We start from the raw sequence: 20672 nt of genomic DNA, 5'->3' as shown, positions 1-20672 counted from the left end.
AGCGAGACGAAACGCGCCGGATCCGGCCCATGACGGCTGTGAGGTCGTTCGTCGCGCTTCTCGCTCTCCGTCGCCCTACGGTCTTGCCCGCGCGTCAGGGGCGCTTCAGTTCCCGGCCGTGGACGATCAGCGCGAAGATCACGATGATGTCGAGCAGGATCATGATGAGGGACCACAGGGGCTGCACGGCGAGGAGTCCCAGCTGGCTGATCGCGTTGATCGAGACCAGTACGACACCGACGATCCGCGCCCAGGTGGCGCCCCGCAGCACGAAGATGCCGACCAAGACGATGGCGGCGCCGATGATCAGGTGCCACCAGCCCCAGCCCGCCGCATCGAGCAGGATCACGGCTTCATCCGTGAGGAACAGGTACTCGTTCGAAGGCAGCAGGATCGCCGTCAATCCCAGGAGGGCGTCGATCGCGCCCGCGATGATCATGACGATCCCGCCGAACATCACCCATCCGGTCCAGCTCTGCTCTTCCACATCGGTCATGGCGTTCTCCGTTCCCGAAGGCCCGCGCGACTGTGCGTGGGCGGTTGCTCGAATGCTAGATCCGAACCGCCGCCGCGCACAGGAAGACGGATGCCCCGACCCCCGCGTGTCGCGTGGGCCGCGGCATCCGTTCCGGTCGTTGAGCGAGCGAGGAACGAGCGAGACGAAACGCCCAGGGCTTGCGAGAGGCGCTTGCCGCGTTTCGTCTCGCTTCGCTCGCTCAACGACCGAGAGGGTCACGGCAGCGGGTAGTCCACCACGAACTGCGGGGTGCCCGTGTTCGTGTTGTCGGCCTGCCCGCCGATGCCGTTGACGACGTGCTGGACCGTGCCCGCCGACAGGTTCACCGTCATGATGTGGTGCAGCTGCACGCCGGGCGTCTCGGGCACCTCGAACCCGTTCGCCGTCAGGATCGACGGGTTGTTCTGGTTGAACACGTAGACGCCGGCGCCGTCGAGGCGGTGCGTGGTGACGTCGTCCGCGACCTTGTACCCGGGGTAGCCGAGCGTGCCGTTCGGCTGCGTCCAGTCGGCCTGCGTCGGCGGGTCGTACGGCAGCTCGTTCTGGTACAGCACGACGCGGCCGTTCTCGCCGTTCCAGAGCGTGTTGTACGTCTGGAAGTGCTCGACGAAGAGCCCGGTCGCGGTGACGTCGTCGCCGTTGACGATGACGCCGACGGTGCCGGTGTTGGTCGCCCAGCGCTGATTGTCGCCGTTGACGCCGTCGTTCGGGTCGAAGCCCTCGATCCCGTGGTCGCCGCGCCACACCCATGTGTGGTCGATGAGCACGTCGTCGGCGTTCACCTCGAGCGCGGTGGTCGTCTTGCCGATGTGCGGCCCGCCAACGCGGAAGTACACGTCGCTGAGCGTGATCGGGTTCGCCGGGTCGAGCACCTTGTCGCTGTCGGCCGCGCCGACGCGCAGCAGCACCGGCGAGAGCTCGGTGCCGGCGTCGATGGTGACTCCCGCGACGACGATGCCGTCGGCATCCTTCACCTCCAGCGGAACCGCACCGCCCACGGCTGTGAGCGTCGCGTGGCCGAGGCCGATCACCACCGTGTTCGCGCGCTTGACCTGGATCGACTGGGCGACGTCGTAGATTCCGGGCGTGAGGATCAGGTGCCGGCCACGCGCGAGCGCGTTGTTGATGTCCTTCACCGAGTCGTCGGGCGTCGCGATGAAGAACTCGGTGATCGGGATGCTGCGGCCCGCGGTCTCGCCGTCGGCCCAGGTGACTCCGCGCGAGTCCTGCTGCGCGGCGGGCACCCGCACGTTGTAGCGGCCCTCGTCGTCGACGTACAGGTACGGCTTCTCGCGGCTGAGCGGAGTCTCATCGAGCGTCGTGTACGGCGGGTCGGGGAAGCCCGCGTCGTCGGGTGCGCCGACGACGCCCGAGAACACCTGGTTCCAGACGGCGTTGGACCAGCCGGCCACCTCACTGTTTCGGATGAGCCACTGCTGCTGCGAGCCGTTGATCACGTTGGGCAGCCGCGAGTCGGCGATGAAGCCGCCGCTCGCATACTGCGGGCCTGCGGTGCAGTAGTCCATCAGCGACAGGTTGCCGCCCGCGACGTCGAGGCGGCGCATCGACACCGCCTGCGACACGGCCCAGAAGTCCGTGCCGGTGCGGCAGCCGCGGTCCGCCGCCTGGATGTCGATCGACAGGTTCGAGATGGTGCGCCAGAAGTTGACGAGTGCCAGGCAGTTGCCCGTGCCGCCGTCGGCGAGGCAGCGGTTGTACACCTCCACCGCGCCGTTGATGGTGACGTCCTCGGGCGAGGCGCCGAGGCCCGCGATCTCGGTGTAGTAGCCGACCTTCACCTGCAGCGGGTCGGCGGCCGAGCCGTACTCGCCCGGAAGGAAGTACACCGCCTGGCGCTCCGTGCTCATCTCGGCATCGACCTGCTGTGCGTGCAGGGCGTCGAGTTCGGCACGGATGTCGGCGACCGGCGTCTCGGGGGAGTAGATCGTGACGTTGGGGCCGAAGTCCGGGTCGAAGGGATCGACCGTGCGTGGTGGCGCAGCGGTCGCAGGCGCGGCCAGCAGTGCGCTCGCGATGAGCGCGGTGCCGGTAACCACCGCGGCGATGCGCACGGTTCGCGCGGTTCGCGCGGTGCGTGCGATCGGCGCCGCGGGGCGGGGAACGGGTGCGGGCATGAGAAGTCCTCTCCGTTGAGGGATGACCGCGGCGGATGCCGCTTACTTACCGGACTGTAACCAAACGTGGGAGCGGCCTCAACCACCAATTTCGGGAGAGCGGTTGCTGGATCGTCAGAAGTCGAGGCGCATGACGAGTCTCCGCTTCGTCGGATGAGACACCTCGCGGAAACCGAAAGCGAGGAACGGGCCGACGGGTCCGACGTTGAGCTCGTCCCACGTGATGTCGGCGCCCCCGGTCAGCAGCGGGTAGCCCTCGACGGCCGATGCGCCGCGAGAACGGGCGTGCTCAGCTGCCGCCGCGACCAGCGGATACGTGAGACCCTCGCGGCGATGACCCTTGCGAACGACCAGGCACGCGATGGCCCAGACGGTCTCGTCGTCGGGGTCTTCGTCACGTCCCTGCCAGGGCACGGGCGACCCCCGCAGGCGTCCGTACACGCCGCGTCGGTCGACCGCGCACCAGGCGACCGGCTCGTCGTCCTGGTAGGCGACGATGCCGATGGTGTCGGTCGCCCGCGGGTCGTCGCAGTGGGTCTCGGCGCGCAGGATCGCGGCGCGTTCCGATGCGGGCATGTACCACCAGTCGTGGTCTCCGAGGCGCTGGCGCTGACATTGGCAGCGTCCCGCGGCGCCCGTGAGAATCGCCTGCAGGTCATCCCACGACGCCTCGTTCGCGGGAGCGAAACGCAGTCCGCTGCTCATGTCGGCAGAGTAGCGCCGGGCGCCGACAGCCCGGGAGTAGGGTGGCGCTTGTGCCCCTCGCCCCTCGCGTCGCCGTGGTCATTCCGTGCCGGAATGACGCGGCTTACCTCGATGCGTGCCTGACCGCCCTCGCCGCCCAGACCCACCAGGCGGATGTCGTGATCGTCGTCGACAACGCCAGCACGGATGCCTCCGCCGCTGTCGCCCGCGCGCACGACGCTGTCGTCGTGCACGAGTCGTCGATCGGCATCTGGCCTGCGGCGGCGCACGGTTACGACGAGGCGCTGGGCGGTGCCGACATCATCGCGCGGCTCGACGCCGACTCGCGTCCGCACCCCGACTGGATCGCAAGGCTGGTGCGCGCGTTCGTCTCCGACACGACGCTCGGTGTGCTGACCGGCGGGGCCGAGTTCTACGGCGGTACGCCGCTGCAGAACTACCTCGGCGAGCACTGGTACATCGGGGGTGGGCACTACTGGATCAAGAAGTGGCTCGGCATCCCGCTCGTGTTCGGATCGAACTTCGCGATGCGCGCAAGGGTGTGGGAGCGGGTGCGCGAGCAGGTCGATCGCGACAACGCCCGCATCCATGACGACCTCGACCTGACCATCCGCCTGCGGCCTTCCGACGGCGTGCGGTACGACCCTCAGCTGCGCATGCCGGTGTCGGCGCGTCCCGTGCAGACCGTGTCGGGTCTGTCGCGACGGGTGTTCAAGGTCGCGTCGACCTTCGCTGTCAGCTGGCCGGAGGGCGCGGCGTGGCGTCGTACCCAGCCTTCGGCAGGCTCCGCATCCTCCGATGAATGGGCTCCCGGCGGCGACGACTGGGCGCCGGGGTACGGACGCTGACGCAGCCGAGTACGCACTGACGCCGCGGTCGAGTACCGCAGCTGACGTCGTCGCACCGGTCTGTGTCATGCGGTGCTCCGAGCGCGGTCGGCGCACACTTGTCAACCCCCAGTCGTCGCGGCTCGGCGCGGTCGTAGCCTTCCATGTGGGAGGGGTGTTCGGCGTTGACGAATCCACCCCGACGCGAGAGAACGGCGACCCGAGGGCGGAGCAACCCGAATACTCCGCCCCCGGGTCGCGTCTCGTGACGTCGCGGAGAAGCGCTCGCGCAGTGGGGTCAGAACGGGGACGTGCCGGCGGCGACGTACACGGCAGCCGCGAGCACGAGCACGTTCACTCCGACCGTGCCCCAGAACGCGCGGCGGAACGACCGCTTGCGGGTCTTGTGGCGGAACAGCTGCTGCGCGACCAGTGCTCCCGGCCAGCCGCCGACGAGTCCCAGCAGGAGCAGCGTCTGCTCCGAGATGCGTGTGGCACCGCGTCGGGCCGCCGACTTGTCGATGCCGTAGGCCGCGAACGCGACGAGGCTCGCGGCGCCATACAGAACGGGCACCCACCACGCGAGGCCGAACACGAGGTACGCGACGGCGAATCCGACGGCGAAGACGAGCAGCGTGATCCAGCTGAGTGCCGGCGGCAGCGGCTTCGAGAGGTCTCGACCCGGCCGGTCAGGCGTCGCGAGGGATGGCCGGGGGCGCGCGTTCGACATGCGCTCGATCTTATGGCGAGGCCCCGGCGTACCGTGTGAGCATGCATGAGCTCACCGAAGAGGCGCTGGTGGCGGCATCCGTCGACGTGGTGTGGCGCGAGTTCACGGTGGCACACCGGCTCGCGGAGTGGTTCTGGCCGTCGCACTTCGAGACCGCCGCGGTCATCGAATTGCGCGAGCTGGGCCGCTGGGAGGTGCGGTCGCTCGCGGCGGACCTCGCCGTGGAGGCGAAGGTGCTCACGCTCGAGCCGCCGCGCGCCCTGCGGCTCTCGTGGCGGTGGGAGGGGGAGGAGCACGCGACCGACGTCGAGATCGAACTGCAATCGGCAGCGGATGCCGCGACCCGTGTGATCGTGCGCCAGTCGGGCTTCGCGAGCGCCGAGGAGCGGGATCAGCACGTCGACGGCTGGTCGACCTGCCTGCAACGCCTGGTGGACCGGCATGGTGGGGCTCCGGGCGAGCACCTGTGACCCATGCCGCAGGCCGCGCGTGCGCGCCCGAGGGTGGAGTCGGCTGAGGGCTGCCCTGTGCGCCGACCATGCAAAGCGATAACAAGGTTCAGTCTTAGTATCAGTTACTGACTTATGTGATGATAATCTGACGGTGTGACTTCAGATGCTCGACCGCGAGAGGGCCAGACGCCCATCGAGGTCGCTCCTGTGCAGTGGCAACGCCACGACTGGCGGCCGCGTGCTCCTGAGATCTTCTCGAAGACTGAGGTTGCTCGTCAGTCCGGGGTCTACGAATCGGCCGTCACGGGATCGCTCGCGTTGTGGTCTCCTCGGGTGGGCGCAGAAGACGCCGCCGACTTCGAGGACGCGACGCTGGCCATCCACGAGTTCGATCGATACGCACTGGGGCGGCTGGGTTCGAGCGACCCGGCATTCGCGCCGATGTCGGCGATTCTGCTGCGGACCGAGAGCGCCTCGAGCAGCCAGATCGAACAGCTCACGACATCCGCGAAACAGCTGGCGCTCGCCGAGATCGACGAGGGCGAAAAAGCGAACGCGCTGACGGTCGTCGGCAACGTCCGCTCGATGGAAGCCGCGCTGCGCCTGGCCGACAAGCTCGATGAGGCCAGTGTGCTCACCATGCATCGCGAGCTGATGTCGAAGCAGGTTGGCATGGAACAGGAGGCAGGGCGCTTCCGGCGTGAACTGGTGTGGATCGGGGGGCGGGACAATGCCGGCCCGATCGGCGCCGACTTCATCGCCCCTCAGCACGACCTCGTACCCTCCGCCGTGCGCGATGTTCTCGCATTCGCGCAGCGCGCCGACGTGCCGATCCTCGCGCAGATCGCCGTGGCCCACGCGCAATTCGAGACCATTCACCCGTTCGTGGACGGCAATGGCCGGACGGGACGAGCGCTGGCGCAGGCGATGCTCCGTGCGAAGGGACTGTCGGCGCATACGACGATCCCGATCTCGGCCGGCCTGCTCACGGACCTCTCCGGATACTTCCGCGCCCTCACCACCTTTCGTGACGGAGACGCCGGCCCGATCATCCGGCGATTCGCCGACGCATCCCGTTTCGCCGCGGCCACCGGCCGCGTGCTCGTCGACGGCCTGGTGGACCAGGTGGCGTCGTCACGCGAGAAGCTCGCGGGTGTGCGTGCCGATTCCACGGTGTGGAGAGTGCTCCCGCGACTTGTGGGCCAGCCGATTGTGAACACCAAGTACCTGGTGTCGGCCTTGGGGATCAGCCGTCTTGCGGCGCTGCGCGCGGTCGACACCCTCGTCGAGCGGGGTGTGGTGAGTGAGCGCACCGGGCGTGCTCGCAACCGCATCTGGCAGCACGACGGCGTCCTCGGCGTGCTCGATGAGTACGCCGCGACGATTCGGCGCAGCATGCATCACTGACGCGCCGAGCCCGGGTCAGCGAGGTCGGCCCGTGGGTGTCGCAGGCCGGCGGTAGCCTCAGTGGGGTGATCATCGAGTTCGACAGCGACGTGTTCCGCTGGGCGGCGAGGGAGGACTCCTCCTGGTTCTTCACCGCCGTTCCGCCGGAGTTGGGAGCAGAGATCCGTGAGATTCCGAGGCCCTATCGCGGATTCGGGTCCGTCCGCGTTCGTGCGCACATCGGTGGCAGCGAGTGGACCACGTCCATCTTCCCGCTGGCGCAGACGGACTCGTACGTGCTGCCGCTGAAGAAGGCGGTGCGGGATGCCGAGCAGCTCGTCGACGGTGGCCCGGTTACCGTGCGCCTCGAGGTGCTGGACGGCTGACTGCGGCCGGCGTGCGCTCACCCCCCGCGGCGTGCGGGCGTCTGCCGTGATACTGCGAGTTCCTTCGGTCCGGTAAGTTGGGCCCCGGCGAAAATCATTCTGCTGGGGAGCATGATGTCGGACGGGTCTCAGGGGGGACCACCGCCGGGCTGGTACAGGGACGCATCGCGCGCCGACTACCTGCGGTGGTGGGACGGCGATGCGTGGACGGAGGACTTCCGTCCGGCGATGACGGATGCCGCAGCCGCCGTCGACGGTGTGCCCGATCACGCTGTGCCTGATTCGGCTGTGCCTGATTCGGCTGTGCCTGATTCCCTCGCGACCCCGACCAGGCGGGTGCGGCGCGGCGCTTCGCAGATTGCGGCGGCGACGACGGACGCGGCGGGCACGGGAACGGGGACGGGGACGGCCGATGCCGCGGCAGTACCCGCGGACGCTGCCGCGGATGCGGGGACGGGAGCGGCGGATGTCGCTGCGGCGCCCGCGAACGCTGCGGCGACGGCGGAGGCGGCTTCGGTGCGGGCGGAGGCTACGACGGAGCGCGAGGCGATGGTGCCGACGAGCGACGCGGACCAGGGGGTGCCATCCCGACGCGACGGCCGGATGCACCCGGCCGCCAGTGAGGCAGAGCCGACCCTCGGGGGCGAGGCGGTCGACGTCGTCGAGGCGGGCCCGGGGGAGTCGGGGCGCGCGCATGAGCGTGGGCCGCTCGACGTCGCGCCGGCGGCCGAGGCTCGTCCTGCTGCCCACGCCTGGCCCGCTCCTTCGTCGTCGGCTCTCGCCGCGGGTGCGGGCGAGCCGTCTGAGGTCGCACCTGACGCTGCGATACCGGCATCCGCATCTCCTCCGACTGACGCCTCACCTGCGGCATCCGCCTCTCCGTCATCCCGCGCACCGGCGGCGGGGCCGCGCGTGGCGAGCGACGGAGGCATCCCCGACCAGATCGCGCCGCGCCGGCCGCCGCCGCCGGTGGATCGTCCGCCGACGCCGATCGTGTATCAGCCGGTCGCGAGTTCGTACATCGGGGCGATGCGGCCGCCGCTGCCCGAGGCGAGGCCGCGGAACGTGCCGGCGATCGCGTCGATCGTGCTGCTGGTGCTGGCCGCGATCGGCGGGCTGGCAGTGGTGCTGTGGCTGGCGGGCTGGGATCAGACGATCGCCGGGCTGGTGAGTCTGGTGAGTGTCGCGTTCGCTGCAGGTGCGTTCTTCCTCGCGGTCGGCGGACTGATCGTCGCCGGCCAGCGGCGCACCAGTCGGGTGGTATCGGCGGTGGCGCTCGCGGTGTCCATCTTGCTCGCCGCCGGGCTCGTGTACGTCACCACCGAGCGGGCGCTCGCGATTCTCGCTTGACCGCACCGCTGCGTCCCGGCTGCGGCGATCGCTCGTCGAGTCGCCACGGGACGTCGATATCGCCGTACGCTGTGTGTGTTCGAAGGGAGGACCCGAGTGTTGATTCCCGGTGAGCATCTGTCCGCCCCGCATGTCCCCGAGCCTGGTGAGTCGAGCATTCCTGAGCTCGAGGTCGACGAGACCATTCCGCCTCGCCCGGAAGAGGAGATCGCTGACCTCAACCGTGCGCAGCCCGACGTCGAAGATCGCGGCCATCCCGTATGACCGGCGAGGTCATCCGTGTGGGCGACAACGTCGACATGGAGCGCGCGCTCGCGACCCCTGCCCTACGGCGTAGCGCCGGCCGCACTTGAGACCTCACCCGACAGCGCGTGGGCGCGGCGGTCGGCGTTCTCTTACCAGGGCGCAGGCTGGATCGGCAATGGCTGGGGTGATTGGAGGCGTATCACCAGGGCGCAGCCTCCATGGGCAGGTCGAGCGCGGTGGGTGTGACCCACCAGGTCGCACCCGTCATCTCGTCGCGGTAGAGCGTCCATCTGCTCTTGGACTTGATGACATGGTGTGGCTCGCAGAGCGGCCCGAGGTTGGTGTCGGCTGTCGCTCCGCCGTACTGCCAATCGATTCGATGATCGATGTCGCAGTTCCGAGCGGGGCGAGTGCATCCTGGGCCGATGCAGACGGGGTCGCGCACGCCGAGCCATCTTCGCAGGGCCTTCGGAACACGGTAGGTGGTGCGGTCGACGTCGAGGACGGTGCCGCTGATCGGGTGGGTGAGGATCCGCACCCAGCTGGAGGCCTCTCCGGCGAGCCTGCGGGCGGTCTCGATGTCGATGGGGCCGTAACCGTCGAGCGTGGCGGGCTCGTCGTCGAGGCCGAGCAGCGTCATGACGGGGACGGTGATCGCGACGGACGGGCGGCGACGTGTCTCTGACTCATCGATCGTCGCAGCCGCCATCATTTCGAGCAGCACGTCGGCGCGCAGCTGGGCGAGCGTTCGCGTTTCGCCGGGCTGAGACCGCAGGTGCCGCGCGTGAGCGTCGGCGCGGTCGTGCACCGACAGCACCTTGTCGGCGGGGCCGAACACGGTGAGCGTTGCCATGCCGTCATGATCGGCCTGGAACCACGCGTTGCGGTCTTCGGCTGCCCGTTGGTGGCGGACCTCGAGAGACTCGGGGTGGAGGCGCTCACGCGCGACGCGAGCGCGCACCCGGAACTTCCCAGGCGGCAGTGTCTGCGCCGCCGTCTCGACGGCTTCGTCGAACCGCCCCCACGCCTCGGTGGCGTCGTCGGGAAACGATGCCGCCTGCTGCGCCACGGTCGTCGCGTTCTGAGCGGACACGAGTCCGGCACGGAAAGCGTTCCAGACCCCCGGGCATCGTTCGCGCAGGGTGTCGGCGTGCAAGGCCCGCGTGCGCACGGCGAACTCCGACATCCCCAGCCGCACTGCTATGTCCAGCGCCGCCGCGCGGACAGCGATGTTTCGCCGCTCCGCGCGAACCTTGACGGCCGGACGGCTCTGAGGGTCGCGCCAGGCCGGATCCTGTGTCGGATCGGACCCAACCCACGGGTCAGGGCAGGCCGCGGCATCCGTCAATATCGTCGCGATGGCGGCGTACCCGTCGGCGATCAGCACGCGGGCGCGAATGCTCAGGCCTTCGAGGGCGGTGACGGCGACCGTATGCGCCTCGCCGCTGCTTCCGAGTGCGGCGACCGCGACATCGGAGTGAGTCTGCTCGGCGTGCCGCGAGTCGTCCGGCGGCCAGAGCCAGGGGGCGGTCAGGTCAGCGCGCCACTCGAGATCGTCGTCGAGATCCGCTGGAATGATCACATGTCGAGCCTATCAAAGTGTACGCACAGTCGAAAGTAGGTTCGATATAGATCGCTCACCAAGAGCGTCGAAGCAGTGCGTTTATGGCCCTCTGTTCGCGGTTCTTCTGCCCACGCCCTGTTCGGCAGCACTTCCCGCTAGCGTCCGAGAAGGGGGACGCTGACACGGAGTAACCCATCCGCCGTCGGTGCGTCGTCCTGAGGAGTTCTTAGGGGAACACTGCATGCGCGCGCATTGACGTTTCGGCAGGGCATCAGCCATGCTCGGAGGCGGGAGGGGATTCGTGCTTGGGCGCGTGTCTCGAACCCAGCTCTGACGGAGTCTGGGGAGTTCGTTACTGGGGTTACATGTGAGCCGGTACTTGCTGTGCCGGCCGGTCGGAGCTGACCTTTCATTTCACACACTGGGGAGACACTGCGCCATGCGTGCATTCATCAAGAACTACGTCGCGGCCGAGAAGGCCCGCCGCGAGGAAGAGGGCCGTGATGGCGGCTTCTCGCTTATCGAGCTCATCATCGTCGTGGTGATCATCGGCATCCTGGCGGCGATCGCTATTCCGGTGTTCGCGGGTATCCAGAAAAACGCTAACGACGCTGCCGCACAGTCAGCGGCAGCGAACGGTGCAACGGCGGCGGCGATCATCGCGTCGAAGAGCGGGGCGACCGCTGCTGACGTGACGGGTGCCGGTTACACCGACCTCGAGAAGGCCCCTGTCACCGCCGTCAACCCGACAATCACGGGTGTCGACATCGCCACGATCTGCGCCGTCGCGACGTACACCGGCGGGAACTTCACGACGTGGGGCGTCGGTCCGGGATGCACCGCGGCGCAGGCCGGCGGACACTGACCAAGTCAGTAGGATCCACAGGCCCAGGGCGGCGCGAGCTTCGCTGCACCCTGGGCCCGTGGCCTACAGAGATGGCGATCCTGCGAACCCATGCTTCCTGGTTACGGCAACGTGAGGCAGACAACGGGGTGAATAATGCTGCGTCGGGTTGGGCTGACGAAGCCGAGCGGTAGGCCGGACCGAGACGACGAGGGATTCTCGCTCATCGAGTTGATCATCGTCATCGCAGTACTCGCAGTGCTGGTAGCGATCGCAATACCAGTCTTTGGAGGGATCCAGATGCGCAGCAATGATGCGGCAGGTCAGTCGGCAGCCGCCAACGGGGCTACTAGCGCTGCGATTACCGCTGCGAAGGAACCGTCCGCCTTGGTCCCTGGCACCACCACATTCCAGGAGCTTGCCGAAGGGAATGTGGTCTCTGTCGCGCTGTTGACGTACCTCGAAGGCGACCTCTCGTCGATCTGCGTGCAGGCGGCGTATACGGGTGGCAACTTCGACTTCTGGGACGAAGGCCCAGGGTGCGCCACCGTCGGTGGCCATGACTGAGTCTCGCATGACGTCGACCAGGCGTGGCGGGTCTGCGCGCATTTGCGCAACGTCGGCGACACACGCAAGCGGCCATGCTCGTGCATCATGGGCAGCGGGGACTCTGCCGCTTGGGGAGGTGGGCGGATGAGGGATCATAGAACGGACGCCGCGGGGTTCGGTCTTGTCGAAGTAGTCATCGCAATGCTCCTGTTGGGGGTCATCGCGATCGCGCTCTTGCCTGCGCTCTGGCAAGGGATCATCTACTCCTCGCAGCAATCTTCCACCGCGACCGCCACCCGATACATGAATTCCATCGTTGAGGATGCGCGTGGGAATCCCAACTGTGCGCATCTGAACGCCATTCCGTCCCTTCCGGCGGTGACGGACGGTCGGGGAGTGTCGATGACGACCGCGACGAGCTCCGTCACCTGTGCGAATGGGGACACGGCCACTTTGGTCCTGAACATCGTCGGTGAGGGTCGCACACTTGCCACGTCAACGGCTCTGATCTACATCCCAATCCCATGACGATGTACAGACCACGCAATGACGACGATGGCCTCGGACTGATCGAACTCATCGTCGCGATCGTCGTAAGCGGGATCGTGTTGATTGCGATCGCGTCCATGTTCATCAACTCGTGGCGAACGCAAGAGCAGGTCGCCAGCGTGACTGAGGCGACGAACCGCGGTCAGGTCATCGGTTCCGCGATTGAACGGGCGATGCGTAACGCGCTCTGGTTCGATGTTCCCGCGGTCTACGGCGGTGAAGTCCTCGTTGTGTCGACCTCGCTCGAAGGTACGTTGAAATGTCAGGGCTTCCGATTTACTGCTGGCGGGGCGCCCGAGTATGGTGCGGCACAGTTGTCGATGGCCGAAGTCAGCCTTTCGGGCGACTCGACCAATTGGCCCGAGTGGAATACCGGAGTTGCCAAGCAGGGCACGACACCGTACTTCCGAAAGACGGTCGACGGCACTCTTGCCTACACATTCCAGATTGAGACCGACGCGGCGCCCGTGGAATTCTCCAGTGATATCGCGCCACGATCTACACAAGCAGCGGGGAGCGACGGATGTTGGTGAATGATACGGTCCGCCCGCGGCGCGAGATACGCGCTGACGACGACGGGGCGGTGCTGCTCACTGTCGTCTTAGTGATGTTCGTGGGCGTTATCATCGCGGCGACGATCGCCGCTTCGGTGATCTTCACGGTCGGTGCGAACGTAAACAACAAAGATCGAACCCAGGCTTTCATTGCGGCCGAGTCGGGGCGGGACAGGGCACGGGCCGAGGTCAGCAACGCGTGCAGTACGACCTTTTTAGATAGTCGCGATCCCAGCAATCCCGCACACGACCCGACCGGGCCTGAGTTCGAGTCGACGATCTATAGGACGAGCCTGCCGGCGCCCCCGACGTCGTCCGACGGACTGACGGAAGGGTGCCCTGACTCGACGTCCACGTTCGTGGTGGTCAACTCGATCGGGACGGGCCCAAATGGAGCGACTGTCGATATCGACTCGGTATACGACATGGTGCAGCCTGCGGCACCCACCGGTGGCTCGCTTGCCTACTTCGGTGGCGGTGTCGGCCTGCAGAAGTCCGTCTACGATGGCGACCTTGTGGTGCGAACGGGTGCATTCACCTGTGCGCTCGGGGGAAGCGGGCAGGTCATCACCGGCGATCTTTACGTCCCCAACGGCCCTGTCACGCTCAGTACGAACTGCCATATCGAGGGTTCGATCTACGCCTACGGTGACGTCAAGTCGTCGTCCTCGGGAGTCGTCGTGGGTGGTGACATCATGACAGAGGTTGGCTCGGTCGAACTCGCCTCGAACGGCGTCGTGGTTGGGGGCAACATCCACTCGGGCGCGAGCGTGGACCTCAAGGGGACGGGTTCATCAACGGGGACGGTGGGGACCGTCGTCAGTGGTGCGCTTGTCGGTGGCCAGGTGACCGCGCGAACGACGGCGACTGTTGACAATGTCAAATGGAAGAAGGCGGACGGAACCGCGATCGCCGCGACAGCACCCGCCGCTGCTCCGGTGTTCAACCCCACGCTCGACGATGTCTACGGGATGACCACCTGGATGGACCTCGGGCGATCCAGCTGGGGTGCGGCACAGGAAGTCATCACCGGGTGCCCGACGAATCCCACGGCGCTGCTGCCCGGCACCGGCAGGCTACTCATCGACTATTCGAGTTGTGCGATGCCACCGAATTCGGTCACGATCACCATCGACGCGGTAACCGTCAACCGCGATGTCGTCTTCATCGTTCCCGCGAAGGCGACGATGAAGGTGATATTCGATGGCAACGTCTCCAGCACCGGGCCGATCGAGTCCGCGCCGCAACTCCTCTTCGTCCATGAGGATCGCAACACAACTGAAGTGGTGCCGGCCGGGCAGATGGATCCGGAGTCGTGGCCCGATTGCGAGAGCACCGGCCCTGACGATGTCACCACGAAGATGGGGGTGACATCGATCGCTGCGCGCGTCATGCTGTATACACCCTGCGAGATCGGGGGGACCGTTCGGGTGAGCTATTCGGGTCAATTCTTTACGGGGACCAACTCGATCGGATTTACCAATGGCGCTGCGGTCGACTGCAAAGAGATGGCATGGCCGCCGCTCTTCGACAAGATCAGCTGCTTCCTCGAACCGGCTGCTACGCCACCAGGCCCGCCGCCGGTGCCGACTCTTGGCGACCTCGTGTTCCAGACAGAGCGCTAGCGCATGACAGGACTCGTCACCTTCCTCGTCGTCGTCTCCGGGATCTTCGGCCTCCTCATCGGGTCGTTCCTCAACGTCGTCGCCTACCGCGTGCCGGCGAAGATCTCGCTGATGCGTGAGAGCCGCTGCCCGCGCTGCGACGCGGTCATCAAGCCGTGGCACAACGTCCCGGTGATCGGCTGGCTCGCCCTGCGCGGCAGATGCGCGAACTGCAAGGCGCCGATCTCGGCGCGGTACCCGATCGTCGAAGCCCTCACAGGGGTCGCGTTCGCGGTCGTCACCTGGTGGGGGCTCGCGGTCTACCAAGGGCTGCTCGGCTCGACGCTGCCGACCTACCTGGCCTCCTCGCAGTGGGACGGCATTGTGTACCCCGCCGATGTCTGGGCCGCCGTTCTCGTCATCGTGGCGTTCCTCTACTTCGCGGCGATCTCGATCGTGCTGACGCTCATCGACCTCGACACGCACCGGCTGCCGAACAGCATCGTGCTGCCCAGCTACCTCGTGGCCGGCATCCTGTTCACCATCGCCGCCTGGCTGACCGACGAATGGGAACTGCTGCTGCGGGCCGCGATCGGCATGGTCGTGCTCTATGCGTTCTACGCACTCCTGCGGTTCGCGCGCCCGGGTGGGATGGGCGGGGGAGACGTCAAGCTCGCCGGAGTGATCGGCATCTACCTCGGCTGGCTGGGCTGGGGAGCCCTCGCCGTCGGCGCGTTCGCCGCGTTCCTCTACGGGGGATTGTTCGGCCTCGCACTGCTGCTGCTGCGCCGTGCCGGGCGCAAGACAGCCATCCCGTTCGGTCCGTGGATGATCCTCGGCGCCTGGACCGGAGTGTTCGCCGGCGAAGCCGTCGGCCGGTGGTACGTGAATCTTTTCGTCGGCGCCTGACGCCGACGGTCTTGGGGAAGGGAAAATCATGGCGAAGACGATCGTGGGGCTGGAGGTGACCGAAGAGAGCGTGCGCGCTGCGGAGCTCTCACTCGGTCGCAAACCCCAGCTCATCGCATACGGTGAGGTGCCGTTGCCACCCGATGCCGCGAAGGACTCGGAGGTGCTCGACCCAGGCGCCGTCGCCGTCGCGCTCCGGCAGCTGTGGACCGGTGCGAGATTCAAGAGCAAGGATGCCGTGCTCGGCGTCGCCAGCCGCCGCATCCTGGTGCGCGAATACACGACCCAGGCGATGCGACCCGACCTGCTGCGCGAAGCCCTCCCGTACCAGGTGCAGGACCTGCTTCCTGTGCCCGCGAGTCAGGCGGTGCTCGACTTCTTCCCGCTCGCCCAGAACGGCGACCAGGTGTCGGGCCTGCTCGTCGCCGCGGTGTCGGAGAGCATCGAGCAGATCATCTCGACGCTCGCCAAGGTGAAGGTGCGCGCTCAGGCCGTCGACCTCGCCGCCTTCGGACTCGCCCGCGCCACGGCCTCGCTCGCCGCACCGGACGAGATCGTCGCGACCATCAACATCGGCGACCACACCACGCAGGTCGTGATCTCGCGCGGCGGCGTACCACTGTTCGTGCGCCTGCTGCCCATCGACGTCGCCACCGCCGCGACCCGCCGGCGCAGCGCGGAGATCGCCGAGCCGGAACTCCAGCTCGCGGCCACGACGGGCAACGGCGCTGGCGTCGCGGCTGCGGGACGCACCCGCGGCGCCATGCGCGCCGCGACGCCCCCGGGAGCTTCCGACCTCGCCGCCCGCGTGCGCAGCACCCTGGCGTTCTTCGGCAGCCGATCCGGCGCAGCCCCGCTGGCGCGGATCTTCGTCACGGGTGCCGGCGCGGCGGTGGAGGGCGTGATGTCGGCGCTCACCGCTGCCATCGACACCCAGATGACCATCGTGTCGGCCGGCGACGTCGTCGCGATCGTGACGCCGCCGCCCGCGGGCGAGGTGTCGCTGAACCTCGTCGGCACCATCGGCATTGCACTCGGGGAGGCCGGCCGATGACCGTTATTCCTGTGGCCGCTCCGGTCGCCGTTCCCGCACCCGTCCCGTTCTCGGGAGTGCCCCGCGTCAACCTCATGCCGCGCAGCGAGGTCGTTCGCCGCGAACGCGACAAGCTCGTGCGACTGTGGGTGTGGATCGTGCTCGGCGCCATCCTCGTCGCGTGCCTCATCATCGCCGGCGCGTTCGCGTTCAAGTTCCTCGCCGACCAGCGCCTGGCCGCCGAACAGACGCAGACGAATGCTCTCCTCACCGAGATCGCCGCGCTCTCCGAGGTCAGCCAAGCGCTCGCGACCGAGTCGGAGCTCACCGACTACCGCACTGAGGCCATGGCCGCCGACCTCGCCTGGACGCCCGTGATCGCCAAGATCGCCGGCATCCTGCCCGCTGAGACCACCCTCACGGGCTTCGACTTCACCGTCGGCGGCGCCGCGCGGGGCGACGACCCGATGGCCGAGCAGGGCATCGTGGGCACCGTCACCATCGACAGCCCGACGCCGCTCGACATCGTCGCGATCATCCGGTCGCTGCGCGGCGTCGAAGGCGTGCTCTACGCCGACGGGCAGTCGGTGACCTCGAGCCAGGTCTCGACGGATCGCTTCGCGTACCTGCTTAACGTCGAGTTCGACCAGACCGTGTACTCGAACGAGTACGTGGCAGAAGAAGGGAGCGAGTGATGCCCAAGCAGCTCGTCACCGCGCTCGGACTCGTCGTCTCACTGGGCGTCATCGCCCTCGGCGTGTTCCTCGTCGCCCTGCCGCTGTACTTCCAGGCAGTCGGCGTCGACGCGCAGACCGCGACCGTCGCGAACACCAATGCGGTCTACCAGGCCCAGGTCGACAACCTCACCGCGGAGGCGGAGAACCTCGATCAGATCAACGCGGACGTCGCCGGACTGCGCTCGCAGATTCCCGCGACCGGCCAGCTCGACGACGTGTTCGAGGTCGTCGCACGCGCGGCCGAGGCATCCGGAGTCTCCCTCACCGCGATCACCGCCGGCGAGCAGGTCGCGTTCACGGCCCGCACGGGCGCTACCGAAGGCGACGCGGCTGCGGTCGCGCCGGTTCCCGCCCCGACACCGGAGGCGACCGAGGCCGCGACCGACACCACGACCGGAACGACGGATGCCGCGGCCCCCGTCGACCCGATCATCAATGCCGGGCGCCAGCAGGTCGATTTCGTGATCAGTGCGCAGGCGGCCGACATGGCGCAAGCCACCGCCTTTCTGGACGCGCTGCGCGCCGGGCCGCGCCTGCTCAACAGCATCACGGCGACCACGACGCAGAGCGGCGAGGGCACGTTCGACGTGCAGATCTCGGCGCTGACCTTCGTGGACACGGAAGGGTGACGGCCATGGAAGACCTGGACTTCGAGACCCTCCTCGCTCGCGGGGCGCGCGCGCGAGCTTCGGATGTGCACATCACCGCAGGAGCGCCTCCGCTGTTCCGGGTGGACGGCGACCTCGTGCCCGTGCCCGGCTACCCCGACGCGCTGTCGGAGGAGTGGGTGGAGCGCACGGCGTTCGAGCTCATGGGCGACGGTCAGCGCCAGGAGTTCCTGGAGCACGGCGAGGTCGACCTCGCCCACGCCACGGCCAGCATCGGACGCTTTCGCACGAACGTGTACCGCCAGCTCGGGTCGATCGCGATAGCCCTGCGCTACATCCCCGACCGGGTGTACTCGCTCGAGGAGTTGGGGGCTCCGGCGATCGCCCGCGATCTCGCGCTGCGCCCGCGCGGGCTCGTGCTGCTCACCGGCCCGACCGGGTCGGGCAAGTCGACCACGCTCACGGCGATGGTCGACATCGTCAACCAGCTGGTGCCGGCGCACATCATCACGATCGAAGACCCGATCGAGTTCCACCACCAGTCCAAGCGCGCACTGATCCATCAGCGCGAAGTGGGGCGTGACACCAACTCGTTCGCCGAGGCCCTGCGTCGCGTGCTGCGGCAGGACCCCGATGTGGTGCTCATCGGCGAGCTGCGCGACCCCGAGTCGATCTCGACCGCACTCTCGGCGGCTGAGACCGGACACCTCGTGCTCTCGACCCTGCACACGCAGGGCGCCGCGAAGAGCATCAACCGCATCATCGATGTGTTCCCTGCCGACCAGCAGCACCAGATCCGCACGCAGCTGGGCGACACGCTGCAGGGCATCATCAGCCAGACGCTGCTGCCGCTCGCGCAGACGAACGGCCGCACGATCGCCACCGAGGTGCTCATCAACACCCCGGCGGTCGCCAACATGATCCGCGAGGGTCAGGTCGCGCAGATCTACTCGGCGATGCAGGCGGGCTCGGAGCTCGGCATGCACACGCTCGACCAGGACCTTCGTCGTCTCGTCTCCGACGGCACCATCGCCCGCAACGTCGCCATGGACTTCGCGGTCGATCCCAAGAGCCTCGACGGCGTCTACGTCAGGCCGCGCGAACTCGACGCCGAGGAGTGGGCGCACCACGCCGGCGAATGGCGGCAGGCGGATGCCGCGGCGTCCGTCCCCGCGAACGCCGCTGCCGGAACGGGCATCGGCATGGGATCACGCTTCGGGTCGCCGACCGTGGGCGGCCGCGTCGACCCGACGGCGCGTGACGTCGACTGGTCCGGCTCTGACGACGACGCGTATCTGAACGATGCTGACTCGTGGGCCGAACTAGGCCTGCCGGCGCCCGAGAAGGGGGCCTGACATGGCCGTCGTACAGGAGTTCGTCTACCGGGCCGTCGATCCGCGCGGCGGATCGGTCGTGAAGGGCACAATCGAGGCGGCGAGCGAGTCCGCGGTCACGGGAAAGCTGAAGGCGCAGGGGCTCACCCCCCTCGAGGTCACCCTCAAGTCGAACACTGGGCTCAATCGCGACATCAAGCTGCCGGGAGCCACCAAGACCGTCTCGGCGCGTACACTCGCCGTGTTCTCGCGACAGATGGCCGGTCTCATCAACGCCGGCCTGCCGCTCATGCGGACGCTTGCGATCCTCATCGAGCAGACCGACGATAAGCGCCTGCAGCCCGCGCTCGTGCAGGTGCAGGCCGATGTCGAATCGGGCTCGTCGTTCTCGGCGGCGCTCGCGCGGCATCCGCAGACCTTTCCGCCGCTGATGCTCAGCATCGTGAAGGTCGGCGAGGCCGGCGGCTTCCTCGGCAGCGCCCTCGGCTCGATCGCTGACAACTACCAGCGCGACGCCGAGCTGCAGAACAAGATCCGCGCCGCCGTCACCTACCCGGCCGTCGTGCTCTTCATCGCGATCCTCGGCGTGCTCGTGATGGTGACGTTCGTCGTGCCGATCTTCGAGAGCATGTTCAAAGGGCTGGGCAGTTCGCTGCCGCTGCCGACGCAGATCCTCGTGACGATCTCGAACAACATGTGGTGGATGATTCCCGCACTCGTGCTCGTCGTGATCGTCGCCGTGATCTGGTGGCGCACCAATCGCCACACGCTGCAGTACCGGAAGGTCGTCGACCCGATCAAGCTGAAGATGCCGGTCTTCGGCAAGCTGACCACGAAGATCGCGGTCGCGCGGTTCGCGCGGAACCTGTCGATGATGCTGAACGCGGGCGTGCCGATCATCCAGGCGCTCTCGATCGTCGGACAGGCGTCGAACAACTGGAAGATCGAAGAGGCCGTGCGCGACGTGCAGGAGTCGATCCGCCAGGGTCGCTCGTTCGCCGCACCCCTCGCCAAGGCGCAGGTGTTCCCAGCGATGGTCCCGCAGATGGTGTCGGTCGGCGAGGAGTCGGGCACGCTCGTCGACATGCTGTCGTCGATCGCCGAGTTCTACGAGGACGAGGTCGAGACGGCCACCGCCCAGCTCTCGTCGACGATCGAGCCCATCCTCATCGTCGGCCTGGGCATCATCATCGGCGGCATGGTGATCTCGCTCTACCTGCCGATCTTCACCCTCTACGGCGAGCTCGCCCAGCAGGGGTAGCGGGCGGGCTCAGGGCGTTTCGTCTCGCTCGTTCCTCGCTCGCTCAACGACCGGGGGCGGGGTCGCGGGTTTCGGTCGTTGAGCGAGGGAGCGCCAGCGACCGAGACGAAACGCGCCGAGCCGCTCGTGTGCGCCGGGTACGGGCGTTTCGTCTCGCTCGTTCCTCGCTCGCTCAACGACCGGGGGCGGCGTCGAGCACCGGTCGTTGAGCGAAGGAGCGCCAGCGACCGAGACGAAACGCGCCGAGCCGCTCGTGTGCGCCGGGTGCGGGCGTTTCGTCTCGCTCGTTCCTCGCTCGCTCCACGCCCGGGGGGAGGGGTCGCGGGTTTCGGTCGTTGAGCGCGGGAGCGCCAGCGACCGCGACGAGATGCGTCGAGCCGCCCGTGTGCGCC

Annotated in this window: 21 protein-coding genes; 15 read left to right on the top strand and 6 right to left on the bottom strand. The window is 67.7% G+C overall.

Going from position 1 to position 20672, the window contains the following annotated elements:
- Positions 1-94 precede the first annotated feature (94 nt).
- The 3 genes from B1729_RS19140 to B1729_RS19130 all read right to left on the bottom strand — a co-directional run bounded on the left by B1729_RS19140 (position 95) and on the right by B1729_RS19130 (position 3357).
- Positions 95-496: a hypothetical protein gene (locus B1729_RS19140; RefSeq protein ID WP_163634400.1), complete on the bottom strand. Its 402-nt coding sequence runs from the start codon at positions 494-496 to the stop codon at positions 95-97.
- Between the two features lie 236 nt (positions 497-732).
- Positions 733-2652: a glycosyl hydrolase family 28-related protein gene (locus B1729_RS19135; RefSeq protein ID WP_163634398.1), complete on the bottom strand. Its 1920-nt coding sequence runs from the start codon at positions 2650-2652 to the stop codon at positions 733-735.
- 114 nt (positions 2653-2766) lie between these two features.
- Positions 2767-3357 carry a GNAT family N-acetyltransferase gene (locus B1729_RS19130; RefSeq protein ID WP_163634396.1) on the bottom strand — a complete coding sequence of 197 codons (591 nt, stop codon included), beginning with the start codon at positions 3355-3357 and terminating at the stop codon, positions 2767-2769.
- Positions 3358-3407: 50 nt separating this feature from the next.
- On the opposite strand from B1729_RS19130, the gene B1729_RS19125 reads away from it, so the two are divergent.
- Positions 3408-4205, top strand: a complete 798-nt coding sequence (locus B1729_RS19125) for a glycosyltransferase family A protein (RefSeq protein WP_239539718.1) — start codon at positions 3408-3410, stop codon at positions 4203-4205.
- Between the two features lie 277 nt (positions 4206-4482).
- Here B1729_RS19125 and B1729_RS19120 read toward each other — a convergent pair whose 3' ends face one another.
- Positions 4483-4914: a DUF1294 domain-containing protein gene (locus B1729_RS19120; protein WP_163619762.1), complete on the bottom strand. Its 432-nt coding sequence runs from the start codon at positions 4912-4914 to the stop codon at positions 4483-4485.
- 41 nt (positions 4915-4955) lie between these two features.
- Between B1729_RS19120 and B1729_RS19115 the strand changes: the two genes are divergently transcribed.
- The 4 genes from B1729_RS19115 (at position 4956) to B1729_RS19100 (ending at position 8488) form a co-directional block, all read left to right on the top strand.
- Positions 4956-5384, top strand: a complete 429-nt coding sequence (locus tag B1729_RS19115; protein ID WP_163634394.1) for an SRPBCC domain-containing protein — start codon at positions 4956-4958, stop codon at positions 5382-5384.
- Positions 5385-5699: 315 nt separating this feature from the next.
- Entirely contained in the window at positions 5700-6773 is a 1074-nt protein-coding gene (locus B1729_RS20835) for a Fic family protein (protein WP_275575858.1), read from the top strand.
- A gap of 65 nt (positions 6774-6838) precedes the next feature.
- Positions 6839-7138: a DUF1905 domain-containing protein gene (locus tag B1729_RS19105; RefSeq protein WP_163634392.1), complete on the top strand. Its 300-nt coding sequence runs from the start codon at positions 6839-6841 to the stop codon at positions 7136-7138.
- Positions 7139-7441: 303 nt separating this feature from the next.
- Positions 7442-8488, top strand: a complete 1047-nt coding sequence (locus B1729_RS19100) for a hypothetical protein (RefSeq protein WP_239539717.1) — start codon at positions 7442-7444, stop codon at positions 8486-8488.
- Positions 8489-8933: 445 nt separating this feature from the next.
- Here the strand turns inward: B1729_RS19100 and B1729_RS19095 are convergent, their stop codons facing one another.
- A complete protein-coding gene (locus B1729_RS19095; protein ID WP_163634388.1) occupies positions 8934-10316 on the bottom strand; it encodes an HNH endonuclease signature motif containing protein in 1383 nt (460 codons plus the stop codon).
- 421 nt (positions 10317-10737) lie between these two features.
- Here B1729_RS19095 and B1729_RS20910 point away from each other — a divergent pair, with 421 nt between their 5' ends.
- From B1729_RS20910 to B1729_RS19040, 10 genes are all read left to right on the top strand, one after another.
- Positions 10738-11163, top strand: coding sequence for a prepilin-type N-terminal cleavage/methylation domain-containing protein (locus tag B1729_RS20910; RefSeq protein ID WP_163634386.1), 426 nt, complete (start codon positions 10738-10740; stop codon positions 11161-11163).
- A gap of 135 nt (positions 11164-11298) precedes the next feature.
- Positions 11299-11709: a prepilin-type N-terminal cleavage/methylation domain-containing protein gene (locus tag B1729_RS19085; RefSeq protein WP_163634384.1), complete on the top strand. Its 411-nt coding sequence runs from the start codon at positions 11299-11301 to the stop codon at positions 11707-11709.
- Positions 11710-12215: 506 nt separating this feature from the next.
- Positions 12216-12773, top strand: a complete 558-nt coding sequence (locus tag B1729_RS19075; protein ID WP_163634380.1) for a prepilin-type N-terminal cleavage/methylation domain-containing protein — start codon at positions 12216-12218, stop codon at positions 12771-12773.
- A complete protein-coding gene (locus B1729_RS19070; protein WP_163634378.1) occupies positions 12764-14419 on the top strand; it encodes a hypothetical protein in 1656 nt (551 codons plus the stop codon). The genes B1729_RS19075 and B1729_RS19070 overlap by 10 nt, the downstream gene beginning before the upstream one ends.
- 3 nt (positions 14420-14422) lie before the next feature.
- Positions 14423-15307, top strand: a complete 885-nt coding sequence (locus tag B1729_RS19065; RefSeq protein ID WP_163634376.1) for an A24 family peptidase — start codon at positions 14423-14425, stop codon at positions 15305-15307.
- A gap of 28 nt (positions 15308-15335) precedes the next feature.
- Positions 15336-16361, top strand: a complete 1026-nt coding sequence (gene pilM, locus B1729_RS19060; protein WP_163634374.1) for a pilus assembly protein PilM — start codon at positions 15336-15338, stop codon at positions 16359-16361.
- Positions 16358-17035 carry a hypothetical protein gene (locus B1729_RS19055; RefSeq protein ID WP_163634372.1) on the top strand — a complete coding sequence of 226 codons (678 nt, stop codon included), beginning with the start codon at positions 16358-16360 and terminating at the stop codon, positions 17033-17035. Before pilM ends, B1729_RS19055 begins: the two co-directional genes overlap by 4 nt.
- A complete protein-coding gene (locus B1729_RS19050) occupies positions 17035-17706 on the top strand; it encodes a hypothetical protein (RefSeq protein ID WP_163634370.1) in 672 nt (223 codons plus the stop codon). Before B1729_RS19055 ends, B1729_RS19050 begins: the two co-directional genes overlap by 1 nt.
- Positions 17707-17711: 5 nt before the next feature.
- Positions 17712-19040, top strand: a complete 1329-nt coding sequence (locus B1729_RS19045) for a type IV pilus twitching motility protein PilT (RefSeq protein WP_275575857.1) — start codon at positions 17712-17714, stop codon at positions 19038-19040.
- A 1-nt stretch (position 19041) separates the two neighbouring features.
- Positions 19042-20280, top strand: coding sequence for a type II secretion system F family protein (locus B1729_RS19040; RefSeq protein WP_163634368.1), 1239 nt, complete (start codon positions 19042-19044; stop codon positions 20278-20280).
- 172 nt (positions 20281-20452) lie between these two features.
- On the opposite strand, the gene B1729_RS20665 is transcribed toward B1729_RS19040, so the two are convergent.
- Positions 20453-20672: hypothetical protein (locus B1729_RS20665; protein ID WP_204318971.1), on the bottom strand; the 220-nt coding region annotated here is incomplete at its 5' end.

The organism is Microbacterium sp. B35-04 (assembly GCF_010634885.1).
Lineage (GTDB): Bacteria > Actinomycetota > Actinomycetes > Actinomycetales > Microbacteriaceae > Microbacterium.
This window is presented reverse-complemented; position numbering and strand designations above follow the sequence as displayed.

Coding starts and splice junctions, on each gene's coding strand:
- B1729_RS19135 (WP_163634398.1), bottom strand. CDS start 2,652: ATGCCCGCACCCGTTCCCCGCCCCGCGGCGCCGATCGCACGCACCGCG.
- B1729_RS19065 (WP_163634376.1), top strand. CDS start 14,423: ATGACAGGACTCGTCACCTTCCTCGTCGTCGTCTCCGGGATCTTCGGC.
- B1729_RS19055 (WP_163634372.1), top strand. CDS start 16,358: ATGACCGTTATTCCTGTGGCCGCTCCGGTCGCCGTTCCCGCACCCGTC.
- B1729_RS19070 (WP_163634378.1), top strand. CDS start 12,764: ATGTTGGTGAATGATACGGTCCGCCCGCGGCGCGAGATACGCGCTGAC.
- B1729_RS19075 (WP_163634380.1), top strand. CDS start 12,216: ATGACGATGTACAGACCACGCAATGACGACGATGGCCTCGGACTGATC.
- B1729_RS19120 (WP_163619762.1), bottom strand. CDS start 4,914: ATGTCGAACGCGCGCCCCCGGCCATCCCTCGCGACGCCTGACCGGCCG.
- B1729_RS19085 (WP_163634384.1), top strand. CDS start 11,299: ATGCTGCGTCGGGTTGGGCTGACGAAGCCGAGCGGTAGGCCGGACCGA.
- B1729_RS19130 (WP_163634396.1), bottom strand. CDS start 3,357: ATGAGCAGCGGACTGCGTTTCGCTCCCGCGAACGAGGCGTCGTGGGAT.
- B1729_RS19045 (WP_275575857.1), top strand. CDS start 17,712: ATGGAAGACCTGGACTTCGAGACCCTCCTCGCTCGCGGGGCGCGCGCG.
- B1729_RS19050 (WP_163634370.1), top strand. CDS start 17,035: ATGCCCAAGCAGCTCGTCACCGCGCTCGGACTCGTCGTCTCACTGGGC.
- B1729_RS20910 (WP_163634386.1), top strand. CDS start 10,738: ATGCGTGCATTCATCAAGAACTACGTCGCGGCCGAGAAGGCCCGCCGC.
- B1729_RS19115 (WP_163634394.1), top strand. CDS start 4,956: ATGCATGAGCTCACCGAAGAGGCGCTGGTGGCGGCATCCGTCGACGTG.
- B1729_RS19140 (WP_163634400.1), bottom strand. CDS start 496: ATGACCGATGTGGAAGAGCAGAGCTGGACCGGATGGGTGATGTTCGGC.
- B1729_RS19040 (WP_163634368.1), top strand. CDS start 19,042: ATGGCCGTCGTACAGGAGTTCGTCTACCGGGCCGTCGATCCGCGCGGC.
- pilM (WP_163634374.1), top strand. CDS start 15,336: ATGGCGAAGACGATCGTGGGGCTGGAGGTGACCGAAGAGAGCGTGCGC.